General features: G+C 72.0%; 10 protein-coding genes. 2 read left to right on the forward strand and 8 right to left on the reverse strand.

All coding sequences use genetic code 11. From position 1 onward, the window contains the following. The first annotated feature begins 16 nt into the window (after positions 1 to 16). The gene (locus tag AB0411_RS13240) at positions 17 to 1,240 is read left to right on the forward strand and encodes an MFS transporter (RefSeq protein ID WP_366417371.1); all 1,224 of its coding nucleotides are present in this window, start codon (positions 17 to 19) and stop codon (positions 1,238 to 1,240) included. 192 nt (positions 1,241 to 1,432) lie between these two features. Here the strand turns inward: AB0411_RS13240 and AB0411_RS13245 are convergent, their stop codons facing one another. The 5 genes from AB0411_RS13245 to AB0411_RS13265 all read right to left on the reverse strand — a co-directional run bounded on the left by AB0411_RS13245 (position 1,433) and on the right by AB0411_RS13265 (position 4,958). Beyond that, positions 1,433 to 2,260 carry an SCO6745 family protein gene (locus AB0411_RS13245; RefSeq protein WP_366417372.1) on the reverse strand — a complete coding sequence of 276 codons (828 nt, stop codon included), beginning with the start codon at positions 2,258 to 2,260 and terminating at the stop codon, positions 1,433 to 1,435. A gap of 388 nt (positions 2,261 to 2,648) precedes the next feature. Further along, positions 2,649 to 4,040 (reverse strand): PP2C family protein-serine/threonine phosphatase, encoded by a 1,392-nt coding sequence (locus AB0411_RS13250; protein WP_366417373.1) that lies wholly within the window; start codon positions 4,038 to 4,040, stop codon positions 2,649 to 2,651. Positions 4,041 to 4,310: 270 nt separating this feature from the next. After that, complete coding sequence (locus AB0411_RS13255) at positions 4,311 to 4,445, reverse strand: hypothetical protein (protein ID WP_366417374.1); 135 nt, start codon at positions 4,443 to 4,445, stop codon at positions 4,311 to 4,313. Positions 4,446 to 4,458: 13 nt separating this feature from the next. Then, complete coding sequence (locus tag AB0411_RS13260; protein ID WP_366417375.1) at positions 4,459 to 4,623, reverse strand: hypothetical protein; 165 nt, start codon at positions 4,621 to 4,623, stop codon at positions 4,459 to 4,461. Positions 4,624 to 4,739: 116 nt separating this feature from the next. Then, on the reverse strand, positions 4,740 to 4,958 hold the full coding sequence (locus AB0411_RS13265) for a DUF5988 family protein (RefSeq protein WP_359455247.1): 219 nt from the start codon (positions 4,956 to 4,958) through the stop codon (positions 4,740 to 4,742). 370 nt (positions 4,959 to 5,328) lie between these two features. Between AB0411_RS13265 and AB0411_RS13270 the strand changes: the two genes are divergently transcribed. Beyond that, complete coding sequence (locus AB0411_RS13270) at positions 5,329 to 6,045, forward strand: 4'-phosphopantetheinyl transferase family protein (protein ID WP_366417376.1); 717 nt, start codon at positions 5,329 to 5,331, stop codon at positions 6,043 to 6,045. Positions 6,046 to 6,129: 84 nt separating this feature from the next. Here AB0411_RS13270 and AB0411_RS13275 read toward each other — a convergent pair whose 3' ends face one another. The 3 genes from AB0411_RS13275 to AB0411_RS13285 all read right to left on the reverse strand — a co-directional run bounded on the left by AB0411_RS13275 (position 6,130) and on the right by AB0411_RS13285 (position 14,089). Next, positions 6,130 to 9,009, reverse strand: a complete 2,880-nt coding sequence (locus tag AB0411_RS13275; RefSeq protein ID WP_366417378.1) for a helix-turn-helix transcriptional regulator — start codon at positions 9,007 to 9,009, stop codon at positions 6,130 to 6,132. A gap of 1,038 nt (positions 9,010 to 10,047) precedes the next feature. Further along, positions 10,048 to 10,926: a helix-turn-helix transcriptional regulator gene (locus tag AB0411_RS13280; protein WP_366417379.1), complete on the reverse strand. Its 879-nt coding sequence runs from the start codon at positions 10,924 to 10,926 to the stop codon at positions 10,048 to 10,050. A 343-nt stretch (positions 10,927 to 11,269) separates the two neighbouring features. Beyond that, positions 11,270 to 14,089: a helix-turn-helix transcriptional regulator gene (locus AB0411_RS13285; RefSeq protein WP_366417380.1), complete on the reverse strand. Its 2,820-nt coding sequence runs from the start codon at positions 14,087 to 14,089 to the stop codon at positions 11,270 to 11,272. Positions 14,090 to 14,839 lie beyond the last annotated feature (750 nt).

Consider the following 14,839-nt stretch of genomic DNA (forward strand, 5'->3'; position numbering starts at 1 on the left):
TCCGAGACTTCGACGCATGCGCAGCTACCGCTCCCTGTTCCGCACCGCGGAGTTCACCCCGTTCCTGCTCTCCTTCGCCGTCTTCGCCGCGGCCCAGACGATCGGCAGCCTGGCTCTCGGCACGCTGGTCTTCCGGGCCACCGGCTCCCCCCTCTTGTCGGCGGTGAGCATGTTCGGCCCGCAGCTGGCGCAGTTGGCGGGCGCCGCGTTCCTGCTCTCGGGCGCCGACCGCCTGCCCCCGCGCGCGATCCTTTCCGGCCTCGCCCTCGCCTTCGCGGCCGGCACGGCGGTGCTGGCGCTGCCCGGCCTGCCGGTCCGGGCGGTCTTCGCCGTCGTACTCCTGCAGGGCCTGGTCGCGTCGCTGGGCGGGGGAGTGCGCGGGGGACTGCTGAACGAGATCCTGTCCAAGGACGGCTATGTGCTGGGGCGTTCGGTGTACAACATGCTCTGGGGTCTGACGCAGGTGGCCGGGTTCGCGACGGGCGGCGCCCTGCTGGCGCTCCTGTCCCCGCGGACCTGCCTGCTCCTCGCGACGGCGCTGTACCTCACGTCGGCCCTCGTCACCCGCCTGGGCCTCACGGCCCGCGCACCGCGCTCCGCCGGCCGCCCGTCCGTCTCGGCGACCTGGCGCACCAACGCCCTCCTGTGGTCGTCACGCTCCCGCCGCCTGACGTACCTGGGCCTGTGGGTCCCCAACGGCCTGGTAGTCGGCAGCGATTCGCTCTACGTCTCCTACGCCCCCGGAGCCGCCGGCACGCTGTACGCGTGCGGGGCACTGGGCATGTTCGTGGGCGACATGGCGGTGGGCCGGCTGGTACCGCCCGCGGCGCGCCCTCGGCTCGCGACTCCGCTGCGCCTGCTGCTGGCGATTCCCTACCTGTTCTTCGTCCTGCAGCCGGGAGTGCCGCTGTCGGCCCTGGCCGCCACCGTCGCCTCCGTCGGTTTCGCCGGGAGCCTGGTCCTGCAGGAACGCCTGATGTCCCTCACCCCCGACGACCTCGCAGGCCAAGCCCTCGGCCTGCACGCCACCGGCATGGCCGCCCTCCAGGGCCTCGGCGCCGCCCTCGCGGGCACGCTGGCCCAACTGACCTCCCCGGCCACGGCGATGACGTTGATGGCGGCCGGATCGGTCACCGTCACCCTTGCCCTCGCGGCGTGGGGAAGGCGCGAGGAACGACGGTCCGCCGTCACCGGCACACGTGCGGGAGTTCCGTCGGCGCCTGCCGCCGCGGACCAGTGAGCCTTCTCCGGAGATTCCCTCGGCCGTCGTCGGCGACCTTGCGTTTCCGGTCCGATGGCACTGCGGACGGGCCGGGGTCTGCTGGAGCGAGAGCGGGAGCTGCCTACGTGGTCGAGGTCCTCGGGCGCGAACACCGGGCCGAGAACGCGCCGTACCCGACGGCGGGCGCCTCGTCCCCTCAGTCGCCGCTCGTCACTGCGACCCCGCGGCCACCAGCGTCGCGGTGAGGGGTTCGAGCTCGGCGACCAGCTCGTCGAGCTCGGCGGGGGACAGGGCGTCGTACGGCGGGGCGGCGAGCTCGTCGGTGAGGGCTTCGATGCGTTGCTTGGTCTCGCGGCCGGCGTCGGTGAAGCGGCCGTCGGTGTCGACGAGCCCGCGCTCGCGCAAGCCGTCCATGACCGCGGCCAGCCGCTCCTTCGGCAGGTGATGGAGGCGCCCGAACGACTCCGGCGGGTGGATGCCCTTCGCCAGCGCGTCCAGCACGTGGGCCTCCGCGCCGCCGATGCGCGCGCCGACGAGAGCGGCGACGTGCCCGTCACAGCGGTGCTCGCGCAGCATGGTCGCGGAATGCCACAGCCGGGCGACCGGGTCGCTCGGCACCGGAAGGGCGCGCATCCCGGCGTACATCACCCGGCCTTCCGTGGGCGCGTTCGTCGCGGCTTTGGTGGTCAGGTCGGCGGCGCGCACCAGGCCCGGGGAGCCGGCCAGCTCGTCGCCGAGGATCCGCCGTACGGAGGCCGCGCTGCCCCGCTCCCGCGCGGCGACGGACGCCTCGGGCGGGATCGTCTCCCACGCGCTCGGGATGTGCCGCGCGGTCTCCCCGTCGGCGAAGCTGTAGAAGGCCGCGTGCACGACCTGCGCCGGCACCCGCCCCAGCGGCGCGGCGCGGCTGGCGAAGTAGCCGTCCCAGTAGGTGCGGTGGCCGAGCGCGGCCAGCTCCTCGTTGCACTCGTCGGCGAAGTAGGTGACCAGGCAGATCGGCTCCAGGAGCTCGAACATGCGGCGGGCGGTGTGCGTCATGGCCCCCATCATGCCTGCGGTCGCGCCCCGTGGAGCGGTACGGGCCGCTGGATCAGTTCCTGGGTGCGGCAGCCGGACCTCCGACCCTCCGGTGGCTCGACGAGATCCTGATCAACGGCCGGCAGCATGGCGCTATGCCCGGCCGGAGTGACGAGACCAGGTCTGTGCCGAGCCGCCCCTCCAGGACATTCCGTTGGAGGACGGTGCTGTCCCGCGCCGCGATGAACGGTTCTCGCCTGTCCGGGAACGGCCGCTACTGCGAGACTCATGCCTCGCACCGGCACCGGAATCCCTCGACCACCCCGTCGCGCGCAAGGGTGCGCGGGATGTTGCACCGGAACGGACAGGTGCCCTTGTGGTGAACGCGGTGGCGGGCCCGGGGGCGCCTTCAGGATGTGCTGGTCTGCTTGTTGTCGGCCCTGCGGCCGGTGTAGGGGGCGTTGGGGGCGGGCCAGTCCAGGCACAGAACGGTGGCGTCGTCGCGTGGGTCGTGGTTCGAGAGTTCCAGGACGGTTTCGGTGAAGAGGCGCACGGCGTCGCGGGGGTGCCAATCGCCGGTCTGCCCGAGCAGGTTGCCCAGGTCGGCTTCGGTCCCCCGGGGCTCCAGCATGCCGTCGGTGAGCAGGAGCAGCCGGTCGCCTTGACGCAGGTCGAGGCTCTGGAGGCGGTAGCCCGGGTTCGGAGTGACGCCGAAGGGCAGGTCGACCAGGGGAGTGAGCTCCTCGACCTGCCCGTCGCGCAGGCGCAGCGGCCAGACGTGGCCGGCGTTGACGAAGGTGGTCTGGCCCGTGTCGAGATCGAGGCGCAGCAGTTGTCCGGTGGCCATGACCTGGCCACCGTGCCGGATGACGGCCTGGCGTACCTGTTCCGACTGGGCGTCGAACGCCTGATGTGCTCGGTCGGCGTAGTCCGCGACGGCCTGGTGGGCATCCTGGGCCTGGTCGAGAAGGCTGCTGCCGGCCCGGCGGGCGTTGCGCAGGGCTCCGACGACCATGGTCGCCAGCAGAGCCGCCTGTACGTCGTGCCCCATGGCGTCGGTGAGGGACAGGTGCAGGGCATGACGATCGAGCGTGTAGTCGAAGGTGTCCCCGCCGATGTCGGCGGCCGGCTCCATTGCTCCGGCGACGATGAACCGGCCGGTGTCGCAGGTGAAGGAGTCGGGGAGCAGACGGTGCTGGATCTCGGCGGCCAGCGACAGGCGTGTGGTGCGACGGCCCCATTCGTACAGATCGGTGAAGCGTCGATTGACGATCACTACGTAGGCGAGCGCATGGGCGGCATCGACGATGAGTTGCCTCGTCTGGTGGTCGGGGCGGTCAGGTACCGTCAGCTCCAGCAGGCCGATCGCATCCCCGCGGTCGGACACCGGCGCGATGACCTGGACGAGGCCCGCTCCGCCCGCTCCCGACCCCTCGACGCTCGCCACGTGGACCTGCTGGGAACGGACCACTCGCTCGTAGACCGAGCCGCGCAGCTGGATCCGCCGCGGCTGTGTCGGCCCGCCCTCCGCGGCGGCCCCGGTCAGCCGTACGACGGCCTTGCCGCCGAGGTCCGTGATCAGGAAGGACACCTCGGTCGCGGCAAGCCTTCTCGCCAGCAGCTGGGCCAGCACGGAGACGGCCGTCTCCGGGGGCGCCGACTCCACTGATCTCAACAACTCGCCCAACCACGCCCGCTCGTCTGCCACGCGGCGTTCCTCCTCGGCGATCTCGACCGACCAGTCGGCGGGTCCCCGGCCAGGACCGCTCGGGACGACATATCCCTCACGGATCGGAGACATTTGTCCATTTATGCGGAGAATATCTCCTTCGTGGCGGTAATGGTCGCAGCGTGGCGGGCCCCGAGTCGGCCGGGGCCGGACGGACCGACCGGATCGCGGTGAGCGTGGATTCCGCGGTGTGCCGTGGGCCGGCCCGGCAGCGGCTGCCACGCTGCCTGCGGTGGACCCGCTGATCCCTGCGCTCAGGAGTGCCACGGCCTGTAGCGGGTGCGCGCCGAGCCCCGGATGTGCGCATGCATGGCGCAACCTCGGCTGACACGGCGCATCGACTCAGGGATCCTGGAGGCGTCCACCGGGGCTCACCGGTCCTTGGCCGGGCGACGAGCTCGGCGGCGGTCCGCCGACGCGGGGGAGATCGTCGTACGTGCCGTACTCGACCTTCTCGACCACGCGGCCGTGTTCCATGACGGTGAGCCGGTCAGGCGGGTGCCGGAGCCGTGCCCGCCGACGATGTCCGGGATCTCTCCGGCCACAGGCTCAGGGAGACGACGTTGACGGCGGGTTGCTCCTTGCCCGGGTACTGGTGGCCCACCGGGTCACCGACGAAGACGATCACGACCGGCGCCGCGTTGCCGATGTCCACGCGTCACACTGCGAGTTCCGTGAGCTGAGGATGCCGACCCTCCGACGCGCGGTCGAGCCGCGGGGGCGAGCACGCCCCGCGCCTTCGCGCGAGGCCGGGACTGGCGCCCGGCGGCGCTACTCGGCCACGTACGTGCAGCCCGCCCAGACGAACACCTGGAGGGTGTGACCGTCCTGGCGGACGCGTTCCGCCGTCGGTTCGAAATGCTCGTAGCGGTTGCCGCAGAGGAGCTTGAGCGGGGAGGTGGTGTCCGGTACGTAGCGGACCCGCTCCTCGTCTGCGACGTAGGTGGTGGGGCCCCCACGAAGCAGTGCGTTCATTTCGTTCATCAGCATGGTCAACTGCCCTTCTTCGAGCCCGTTCGACTGCGTAACGACCGATGTTCGGGGTGACGATTCGCTGCACGCCATTGGAGCAGGGGCGACGTTCGGGAAATCCCTAAAGCGCCCGGCCCCGGGGAACACCGCCGCGGGTGTGGTCCACCTGAGCCCGACGGCGGCATCCGTGTCCGCCCGGCGGGGCCGAACGATCCCCCATGACCGGGAAAGTCTGGTCATTTCCCCGGGACTTGAGGCGGGGCAGGCCACTGCGGTGGTCCCGGCCGGGCGCGCGCTCTAGTCTCGGCCCGCAGTGCCGTGAGGTGCTGCTCCGCGCCGGTGCCCAGCGAGGCGCACCCTCACAGGCCCAAGGACAGGAGGTACCGCTTTGATCGACGAGTTACTGCCGGAGTCGGTGTCCGCGGCGGAAATCTTCGGCGAGCCGCCGGCAGCGGCGCTCCTGCCGGAGGAGGAACCCCTCGTCTCCCGCGCGGTCGCCAAGCGCACACGCGAGTTCGCGGCGGGCCGCTGGTGCGCCCGCCGGGCGATGGCCGGGCTCGGTTCGCCGCCCGTACCGATCCTGCCGGGACCACGCGGCGAACCGCGCTGGCCGTCCGGGCTCGTCGGTGCCATCACCCACTGCGAGGGATATGCCGCCGCGGTGGTCGCACGGTCCACGGAGGTGCTCGCCCTGGGCGTCGACGCCGAGCCGGCGACGCCGCTGCCGGAGGGGGTCCTGGAGGCCGTGGCGCTGCCCGGGGAGCGCGCCGGACTTCCCCGGACCCCTTACGGTGCACCGCCGTTGCCCTGGGACCGGCTGCTGTTCAGCGCCAAGGAGTCCGTGTACAAGGCGTGGTTCCCGATGACCCGGCGTCCGCTGGAGTTCGAGGACGCATGTCTCTCCTTCGACCCGGACGACGGGACCTTCACCGCGCGGCTGCTGGTGTCCGGGTGGCAGCTGGGCGATTCCCTGCTGACCGGCTTCCAGGGGCGCTGGGCCGTGCGGGCGGGCCTGGTCATGACCGCGGTGGTCGTCCCCGTCGGCCAAGGAGGGCGGACGAGCCCGGCGCCCGGGGCCGGGGCCGCAACGGGGGCAGCGCGGTGACGGGCCGCCGCGCCCGGCCGGCGTGGGCCGGGCACGGAGACCGCTCCCCGCGGGACGGCGCGGGGACGCGCTACGGCCGGGACGTCACTTCGCTGCGCTCTCGGGGTCGAAGAACGCACCGAGGCCCCGCCGCCCGGACACCCCGACCTTGCGGTACACCGACGTCAGATGTTGCTCGACGGTGCGCTGGGTGACGAACAGCTCCTCGGCGATCTCCCGGTTCGTCCCACCGGCCGCCGCCATCCGCGCCACCTGGGCCTCGCTCGGGGTCAGCGACTTGACACCGCTCGAGGTGACTCTGCGGGGGCGGGCGCCGGTGGCCAGCAGCGCGTCGTTGGCCTGGGCGTGCAGCCGGGCGGCACCGAGCGCATACGCGAGATCGAGCCCTTGGCGCAGCGTCTCCCGTGCCGCTTCCGTGCGCCCGCACGCATGGAGGGTGGAGCCGTAGTCGACCAGCGCATGCGCCCGTTCGAGCCGCGCCGGGGAGCCGTCGAGGACGGACAGCGCTTCCTCCAGCATGCTCAGCTTGCCGGCACCGCTCTCCGTCGTGGCGAGGAGCCGCAGACCGGCGCCCAGTGCATCGTTCAGATCCCCCTCGCGGGCCCGCTCCACGGCCTCCTCCGCGAGCTCCCGGGCGGCCGCCGGCGCCCCCAGGGCGAGGTGGGCACGTCCGGCCCAGAACCACCAGGACGACACGGCAGGACTCGTCCGGGTCCACTGGCCCTGCCGTCTGCCGGCCTCCAGGAGGTCCACCAGTGCCCCCTTCGGATCCTGCCGGGTGAGCCGCAGCCGCCCCCTCGCGCACAGGAACTCGTTCCACTGCCAGGTGTCCAGGCTCGTCGCCGGGAAAGCCTGCGCGGCCGCCTCATCGGCGCCGGCGAGATCACCGGAGTCGATCAACGCATGGATCTGCGTCGCGACGGGCAGCGCCAGGGTGCGGCCCCAGTGGCTGGGCGGCACCACATTCAGCGCCGACCGGGTGGCCGCCAGCGCCTCGGACAGCGCCCCCAGCCGGTACTGCGCCTCGGCCCGCAGCGCCTGGCACAGGCCGAACAGCAGCAGCCGCTGACTCTGCCGGGTGGCGTCGATGACCCGCTGATAGGCGGCATCCGCCTCGCCCGGCAGTCCCGCGTACAGCAGGGCCGTCGCCGCCGTGGTGAGGAAGAACGGCGAGTCGACACCGGGCACGCTGCTCTCCAGCACCCGGCGGGCCGCGGCGGCCGACTCCTGGGCCCGGTCCGCGCGCACCGAGCACAGGCCGGCCCCCGCGGCGATCAGGGCCCGCTCACCGGGGGTGTTTCCGGGCCTGCTGATGTCGAACGGATACTCCCGCAAGGTCACGGCCAGGCTCTTCAGGTCCTCGGCCGACGCCATCAGCCGCTGCCCCTCCAGAAGGCGCTGCAGATCGGCGTCGCGGACCGTCGGCGCCTGCTCGGCGAGCAGCCGCACGGCCTGGAGGGACTGCCCGCTGCGGACCAGGCCGCTGGCCAGCGAGCTGAGCAGACGGAAGCGCAGCGACGGCTCATGGACATGCTCCAGGGCCGCCTGCAGATGCCGGACGCTCGCCTGCGGGTCCACGCCCGCCTCGGCCAGCCCCAGCTCCACGAGGACCAAGGTGTCCTCGGGCGGCTGCCCCTGCGCGGGAAGACAGCGCCGCAGCAGATCCACGGCCAGTGCCGGCGCGCCGCGGAACGTCGCCTCCCGGGCGGCCTCCCGCAGCACGGCCACCGCCCAGTCCTCGGTGGCCGGCCGGTCGGTCAGCAGCAGATGACCGGCCACCTGCTCGGCACGGGCCCCCGCGTCCAGCAGCAGACGGGCCGCGTGCCGGTGCGCCTCCGCAAGCTGCCCGGGCGGCAGGTCCGCCACGATGATTTCCCTGATCACCCCATGATTGAAGGACCATCTCCGGCCGTCGTCGACCTCCGAGACCAGTCCGTTGGCCCGCAGCGCCCGCAGCGCGGCCAAGTGGGTCGCGTCGTCCAGTCCGGCCAGCCGTGCGCACACCTCCGGCAGGGCGTCGTCGCCCATCACGGCCAGTGCGCGGGCCGCCGCCGAGGCGGACTCGGGCTGACTTCGCAGGACGGCCCGCACCGCCTCGTGGAGGAAGGCACCGTCGTGCGCGCTGATGTACTGCAGACCGTCGACCGTCGGCGGCCGGCCGCCGAGCCGCAGGACGGTCAGCAGGGAGTGGACGAGCAGGGGGTTGCCGCCGGTGATCGCCAGACAGGCTTCGTGGAACTCGTCGTCCGCCTCATGGCCGAACACGGTCTTCACCAGCCGGCCGATCCCGCGGCAGGTCAGCGGGCCGGGCCGCAGCACCCGGCAGAGCGGCTGTCCCGCGATGTCACCGAGGAGCGCGGCGTCCGTCGCCTCGTCGCCGGTGCGCTGGGACAGCACCAGCGCGACGGGCAGGCCCTCGATCCGGCGGGCGAGGTGGGTCAGGAAGCGCAGCGACGCCATATCGGCGCAGTGCGCATCGTCGACCACGATCACGAGCGGCGCCTCCGCCGCCAGATTGCAGGTGAACCAGTACAGCCCGTGCAGCACGGCGTACGACATGTCCTCGGTCGGGACCATGACGTCGCCCGGGAGCGTCTCACCGCTCAGCGCCTGTGCGGCCGTACGGGCACTGCACGCCAGCAGCCTGGTGAGCTGCGGTGCGTCGGCGGTGGCCAGCAGCGGTTCGAAGAGCTGGCGCACGACACCGAACGGGAAGTCGCGTTCCAGCGCGTCACCGCGGGCCTCCAGCACCTGCAGACCCTCGGTGGGGAGAGCGGAGAGCATCCTGTGCAGCAGCAGGCTCTTCCCGATGCCGACGACGCCCTCCAGGAGCGCGATACCGCCTGACCCGGCGCGGGCGTCCTGCACGAGAGCGGAGAGGGAGGACAGCTCCTCCTCACGATTGACGAGCGTCAACCGGTCCCGCTGGCATTCGAACGCGTCGGTGGGTATCCCGTCGGTCATCGGGAGTCTCCTCTGTCCGCACTTGCACCCGGCACGGTCGTGCCGGGCAGTCCCCTGCGGGCAGGAGCGCAGCATCCGGACGGCTGCCGGCCGTCGGCCGGTCCGCTCCCGGGCAGGCCCCGCGTGGTACGCGGCGGCGCCCGTGCGCACAGGAATGCTGCCTGTCCATGGCTGTGTCCTTGGCCTCTCCCCGTAGGGGCGCTGTCTTCAGTTTCTCCTATATGCGGTGAGCGGGAGACCTCCGGGGGTGCCCGGGCGGCGAAGTTTCGGCGAAGATCTTCCCGGGTCCGGGTGGGCGCCCTGCCGGAGCACGCCATCCGGCCGATCCTGCGCCGGGACGTCTCCGGCCGGGGGCATGCGTCGCGCCGGTGACGCAGGCCCGGGCGACAGCGCCTGTCCGGCTGAGTTGACTCTAGCCCGACGACCCGGTCGGCAGTGAGACCCGTGCACCGTGTGACTCGGCGGACGGTGCGGACGGATGAGACGCGCTGCGGCCGGGAGCCGTTCGGTGGGTACGGCCAGGACATCGTCACCGGCTCCGCAACGTCGCTGCCGGCGGCCCGCTTTCCGGGAGCGCCGGGCCCGGTGGATCCTGCGGCAGGTCCGGGTGGGTGCGGCGGTCAGCATTGGGGCGCGCAATGATACTGACGCTACGTCAGCCGGCGTTGGCCGCTTGGCTGGACGGGCCGATTCCCCGGTGCGCCGCCGCCCGGCGAGGCAACGCCGGCTCCGTGAGGAAGGGGATTGTCCTCACGGAGCCGGTGCGCGTCAGGCCGGAGGCGTGCACCGGCCTTCGTCGCCATCCCAGCAAGGCTCTCGGAGCGCGGGGGCTCGGGTTCCGAGAGCCGCATCGGCGACATCTCCATCCTCGCCAACGGCAGTTGAGGAATTCCCTATACCCGAGGAGGGATTCCGGGTTCCCGGGAGGGGAGGAGGAGCGGCGGCCCCCGATGCACGGAACAACGGAACAGGGGTGCCGGATGCCAGAAAGGGCGCCCCATCGGGGACGCCCCACTGTGCTGCCGGCCGTGCTGAGCCCTATGAGGCCCGGGAGTTCGGCAATGCCGGCGCGGTCCGGGCGCCGGAGGAGGCCGGCGGTGTACGAGGTGCCGCGGCCTCGGTGCGAGCGGCCGCGGCGCGCTGCCGTGAAGAGTCCGCCCGGCTGCCACGGCCGCCACGGCCGCGCCGGTTGTCGGCGTCCTTCACGAACTCGGGGAGGACCCTGGGCGGCCAACTGCCAATGGTGAGCATCCCCATGGAGTGTGCCCGGGCGACCAGCGCGGCGCGGTTGGGTGCCTTGAGCCGACGCAGCATCAGGCCGACGTGATACTCCACGCCCTGCCTGCTGAGGTAGAGCCGGGCGGCCAGCTGCACCGTGGAGGCGCCGCTCGCGACGCCTTCGAGGATCTGCGCATCGAGCTCGGTGAGCAGCTGTCTGCGGCCGGCCGGCGCGTCGTCCTGGCGGGTGAGCGAGGCCGAGTCGTCGTCGGGCCGGACGACCACGACGAAGGACGGTGCGTGTCCCGGTTCGCTCCGCACCGCTATGCCGGTCAGTTCGCCCGAGAACGGCACCTCCTCGCCACGGATCCCCACCATCCGTTCCACGAACCGTGTGCGCTGCCCCTCGGCCAGGCGGGCGAAGTGCCGGTTCAGCAGCCCGGGAGCGCTGGGGTGCAGAAGCGAGTAGAGGCTGCGGCCACAGGTTTCGGTGGAGTCCTGGCCGAACAGCCGGAAGAACTCCGCGTCGGCGGCCACGATCGCCAGGGTGGCGTCGAGACTCGCCATACAGGCCTGTTGGTGGTCGAGCGGGCGCCGCCCCGCCCCGGTGGCGGGTTGGTCGGGCGCACGCGGGGTGCGGGGGGCCGGGGCGTGAGCCGCCGCCAGAGGCATCGGGTCGGCGTAGTGCTGGGATGTCAAGGGAGCTACCGTCTTTCTGCGGTCGACGCACCGGGAAATCCGACGGCCGAATGAGGCATTGGTCGTCCTCGCTCCTTCGGTCTGCGGAGCGAAGTGCCTTTCTTTGCATTGGTATTCCGCTGTTCCGAGACTAGGAACGCCGCCTACCGAGAGTCAACGCGACATGTGGCAGTTGGCAAAACACTGTGGTGTCCCGGTGCGGTGGTTCGGTATCAATACGGTGCGGTAGCAATAACTCTTGGTCATGACGGGATTGTTGAGAGAGGCCGGCGCCGTCGAGCGACGCCGGCCGGTACCACAAAGACGAGGACGCGCCGGATCAATCAGATGCTGCCGTGCGGAGTCAGTAAGGCGCCGCCGCGCCGGGCGAGTCGGACTGCCGGTCGAGTTCTCCCAATGCGGTGACGAGATGTACTCGCCCGGGAATTGACATCTTGCGGTAGCAATTCGTCAGATGCTTTTCCACTGCGCGGCACGTGATGTTCAGCTCGCCGGCGATCACCTGGTTCGTCCGCCCCGAGGCGGCCAGCTCGGCGACCTTCCGCTCCGACGGGGTGAGCTGACCGCGGGTGGCCTCCGGGTCCGGCGGCGCCCCGGCGAGCAGTTCCTCCGCCCGGCGGGCCAGCCAGGGGGTGTCACATTCGACGGCCTCCGTGTAGGCCTGATGCAGTGCCGCGCGGCCACGGGCGTCGGCCGGGCCGAGGCGCTCGCCGAGATCCAGCAGGGCCTGGCACAGCTCGAAGCGGTTGGCGGACATGTGCAGGACGTCCACCGCTTCTCTCAGCACCTCGGTGCTGCCCGGGCCCTCGACCATATGGCCGTACACGCGCAGCGCCCGGCCGAGCGGCCCCGGCGCACCCCAGGCCCGGGCCCGTTCCACCTCCAGCGCGCTCAGCTCCCGTGCCTGTGTGCGCTCGCCGAGGTAGAGGTGCAAGAACGCGGCGGCCGAGGCCCAGGGGAGCAGCGCCGGATTGAGCCATCCGCACTGTTCCAGACGGCGTCCGGCGTCCAGGAAGCAGCCCAGCGCGGCGTCCAGATCGCCCTTCCGCGCCGCGCTCTGCCCCTTCAGCATGGCCAGCCCCGACCACACGTAGGGGTCGTCCTCCGCCCGGTACTTGACGGCGAGCAGCCGGTCGGCGAGCTGGTTGTCCCCGGTGAGGATCGCGCAGGTGGCGAGGGTCATGGAGGACACGGTGAAGACCTCTTCGTGCCTCTCCCCGGCCAGCTCGAAGGCGGCCACCGCCTGCTGCTTGGCCTGGGTCAGCCGGCCACGGGCCAGCGAGACGAGCGCCTGCTCGGTGCCGATCAGGGCCTGCTCCACGCGCGTCTGCCGGCCCACCGCGTTCTCCTGGACCGCGTCGAGCCAGGAAGCCAGCCCGTCGACGGAGTCCGCGGCCACGAGGCTGGCCACCACCAGCGGCATGGTGGTGTGCACATGCGCGGGCAGGGCCGGCTCGCGCTCCAGGACGCGGTTCGCCAGCGGCGCCACCTCATGGGCCGGCAGTGCGTTGGAGAACGTCACGGCACCGATGAGCGGAGCGAGCAGTTCCCGCTCGGCCACGGTGTCCGTCTTCGGCTCGGGGCCCAGACCGACGAGACGGGCCACGGAGTCGGCCAGTTGCTCCGGATCCGACAGCGCCGACTGCCGGATGCGGGCCTCCAGGCGCAGTGCCAGCTCCCGGTCCGGTCCCTGCAGCCGGTCCCCGGGCCCCAGCGCGTCCGCTGCCTCGTGCAGCAGCTCGTGGACGGGCAGCAGCGTCGAGGAGTACACGCTGGGCGCCAGCCGCACCACGGCCTGGGCGCGCTGTACGGGTCCGTCGCACAGCAGAACGGCCTGGGCGATGTGCCGCACGGACGCGTACGGGGCGAAGCTGCGTTCCGACGTGGCCAGGTCGATCAGCAGATCCGCCCGGTCGTCGGCCGGTGAGCAGTCCATCAGCGCCCGCCGCAGGTAGCCCGCGGCGACCTCGGGTGCGCCCCTGCGCTGCGCGGCGCCGGCCGCCGCACGCAGCACCTCGTTGGCCCAGGTGTAGGTCGGTGTCGTCAGGGCCATCAGATGCCTCGCCACCTGCTCGGGCGGCCGGCCGGCCCGGTGCAGCAGCTCGGCGGCGAGCGCATGGATGGCGGTCCGTTCCACCGGGGGGATGCCCTCCGCCACCGCGGTCCGCACGAGGGAGTGGACGAACCGGGGGCTCTGCATGCCGGTGGTCAGGCCGAGATCCGTCAGCTGCCGCAGGGCGTGGTCCCGCCCGGCGGAGTCCACCTCGGCCAGCCTGCTCAGCAGCTCGGGGTTCGTGGCGTCGCCGAGTACGGCCACCGCCCAGGCAACCCTTTTGACCTGCTTCGATTGCGCGTCCAGGCGGAGCAGCAGCCGGTGTTGCAGCGAGGCCGGCCGGAGCGCGCCCACCGCCTCGGCGTTCTCCGCGGCCGGCTGGAGGCTCCGGGGCGCCGCATCCGCCAGAAGGCAGCTCAGGATCAGGGGATTGCCGCCGGTGGACCGGTGGCAGGCCGCCGTGAACGCCTCGTCCGGCGGTTCCCCGTAGTGCCGCCGGATCAGCTCGCGGGTGTCGTGCAGGGCGAGGTTCCCGGGGCGCAGGATGTGCGTGGCCTGTTCGACGACGTCCTGGACGGCCGGATGCCCGGTGAAGGTGTCGCCCTCGCGTACGGCGCACGCCAGCAGTACCGGCAGGCGGGCCGCCCGCCCGCTCAGGTGCCGCAGCCACCGGAGGGTCGCCGGGTCTGCCCACTGCAGCTCGTCGACGAGCATCAGAACGGGCTGGTCGCGGGCCATGTTCTCGATGATCGCGGTGAGGCCGCCCAGAACGCTCTCCGACGGTCCGGTGCCGCCGGGCCGGTCGGCGTCCAGCGCGCTGCGCGCATGACCCGCGGCGCCCGAGGTCCATCGCTCCCTCGTCTCCGGCGGGGCCTGCCGCAGCGCCGGCTCCAGGAGCTGGCGGGCCGCGCCGAGGGAGAAGCCCCGCTCCATCGGGGCCGCGCTCGCCCGCAGGTGCTGGGCTCCCTGCGCCGCGCCGAGTGCACCGATGCCGTCGAGGAGGGCTGATTTGCCCACCCCCAACGGACCGCTGACCAGGACCAGAGCACCCCGCCCGCTCCTCAGGGCGGTGTCTGTCAGGTCCAGTTCAACTTCGCGGTCCAGCAACATCAGGTTCAGATCCCTTCAGACCGCGGGCTGTTGTCGCGGCGGCGGGTGCCGAAGGTGTCGCACGCTGCGCGGCCGAGCGGGGAGCGGCACCGGGGGTTTCCCGGCCGCGCCCCCGTCGGACTTCGGGGCACAGGGTGCGTACGGCTACGGACGTGCCGACGTGAGTGGCGCTGGAGGAGGGGCAGGAAGTGCAAAAATCCGGCTGGGCAGTGCGGTCGAGGCAGCCTGCTGGGTTTCTGTCGCTCACGCCGAGCGCCCGGCGTGGATTGCGGTGAGCTGGTTTCTGCTGTTGCTTCCTGTCGGTCTTCACCTTCCAACGGCGGTGCGGTTCACGGGTATTTCGTATTCGCTGCGTTCAAGGTTGCCACATCGTTCTGAGAACCCCTTCTTAGGGGCGTGGAACGGGTGGTCCCGGCGGCAATCGAAGGAAGGTTCTGGCGGATCCGGGAAGGGCTGGAAGGAAATACTCGGCGGTAGCCTCTCCCGGGAAAGGGATTTGACTGCGAACGGCGTCCGTCATGAAATTTTTCGCGGGGGCCGGGACGCGGTGCGGCGTCGGGCTCCGAGTGGCGCCGGCACCATGGATCGCACGGTGGCGGCAAAGCAGAATTCCGCGAGGAGACTGCCGGGCCGTAACGGTGTGACCAATGTTACGCACCCATCTCCGGTGTATTGCGAGGGCCTTGAGGAGAATCTGAGGCTTCTCCTTCGCCGGCGGTGGCCCCGGCTCGTGGCCGGGACGGGCCGGTC

This window comes from Streptomyces angustmyceticus (assembly GCF_040701845.1).
In the GTDB taxonomy this organism is placed as follows: domain Bacteria; phylum Actinomycetota; class Actinomycetes; order Streptomycetales; family Streptomycetaceae; genus Streptomyces; species Streptomyces angustmyceticus_A.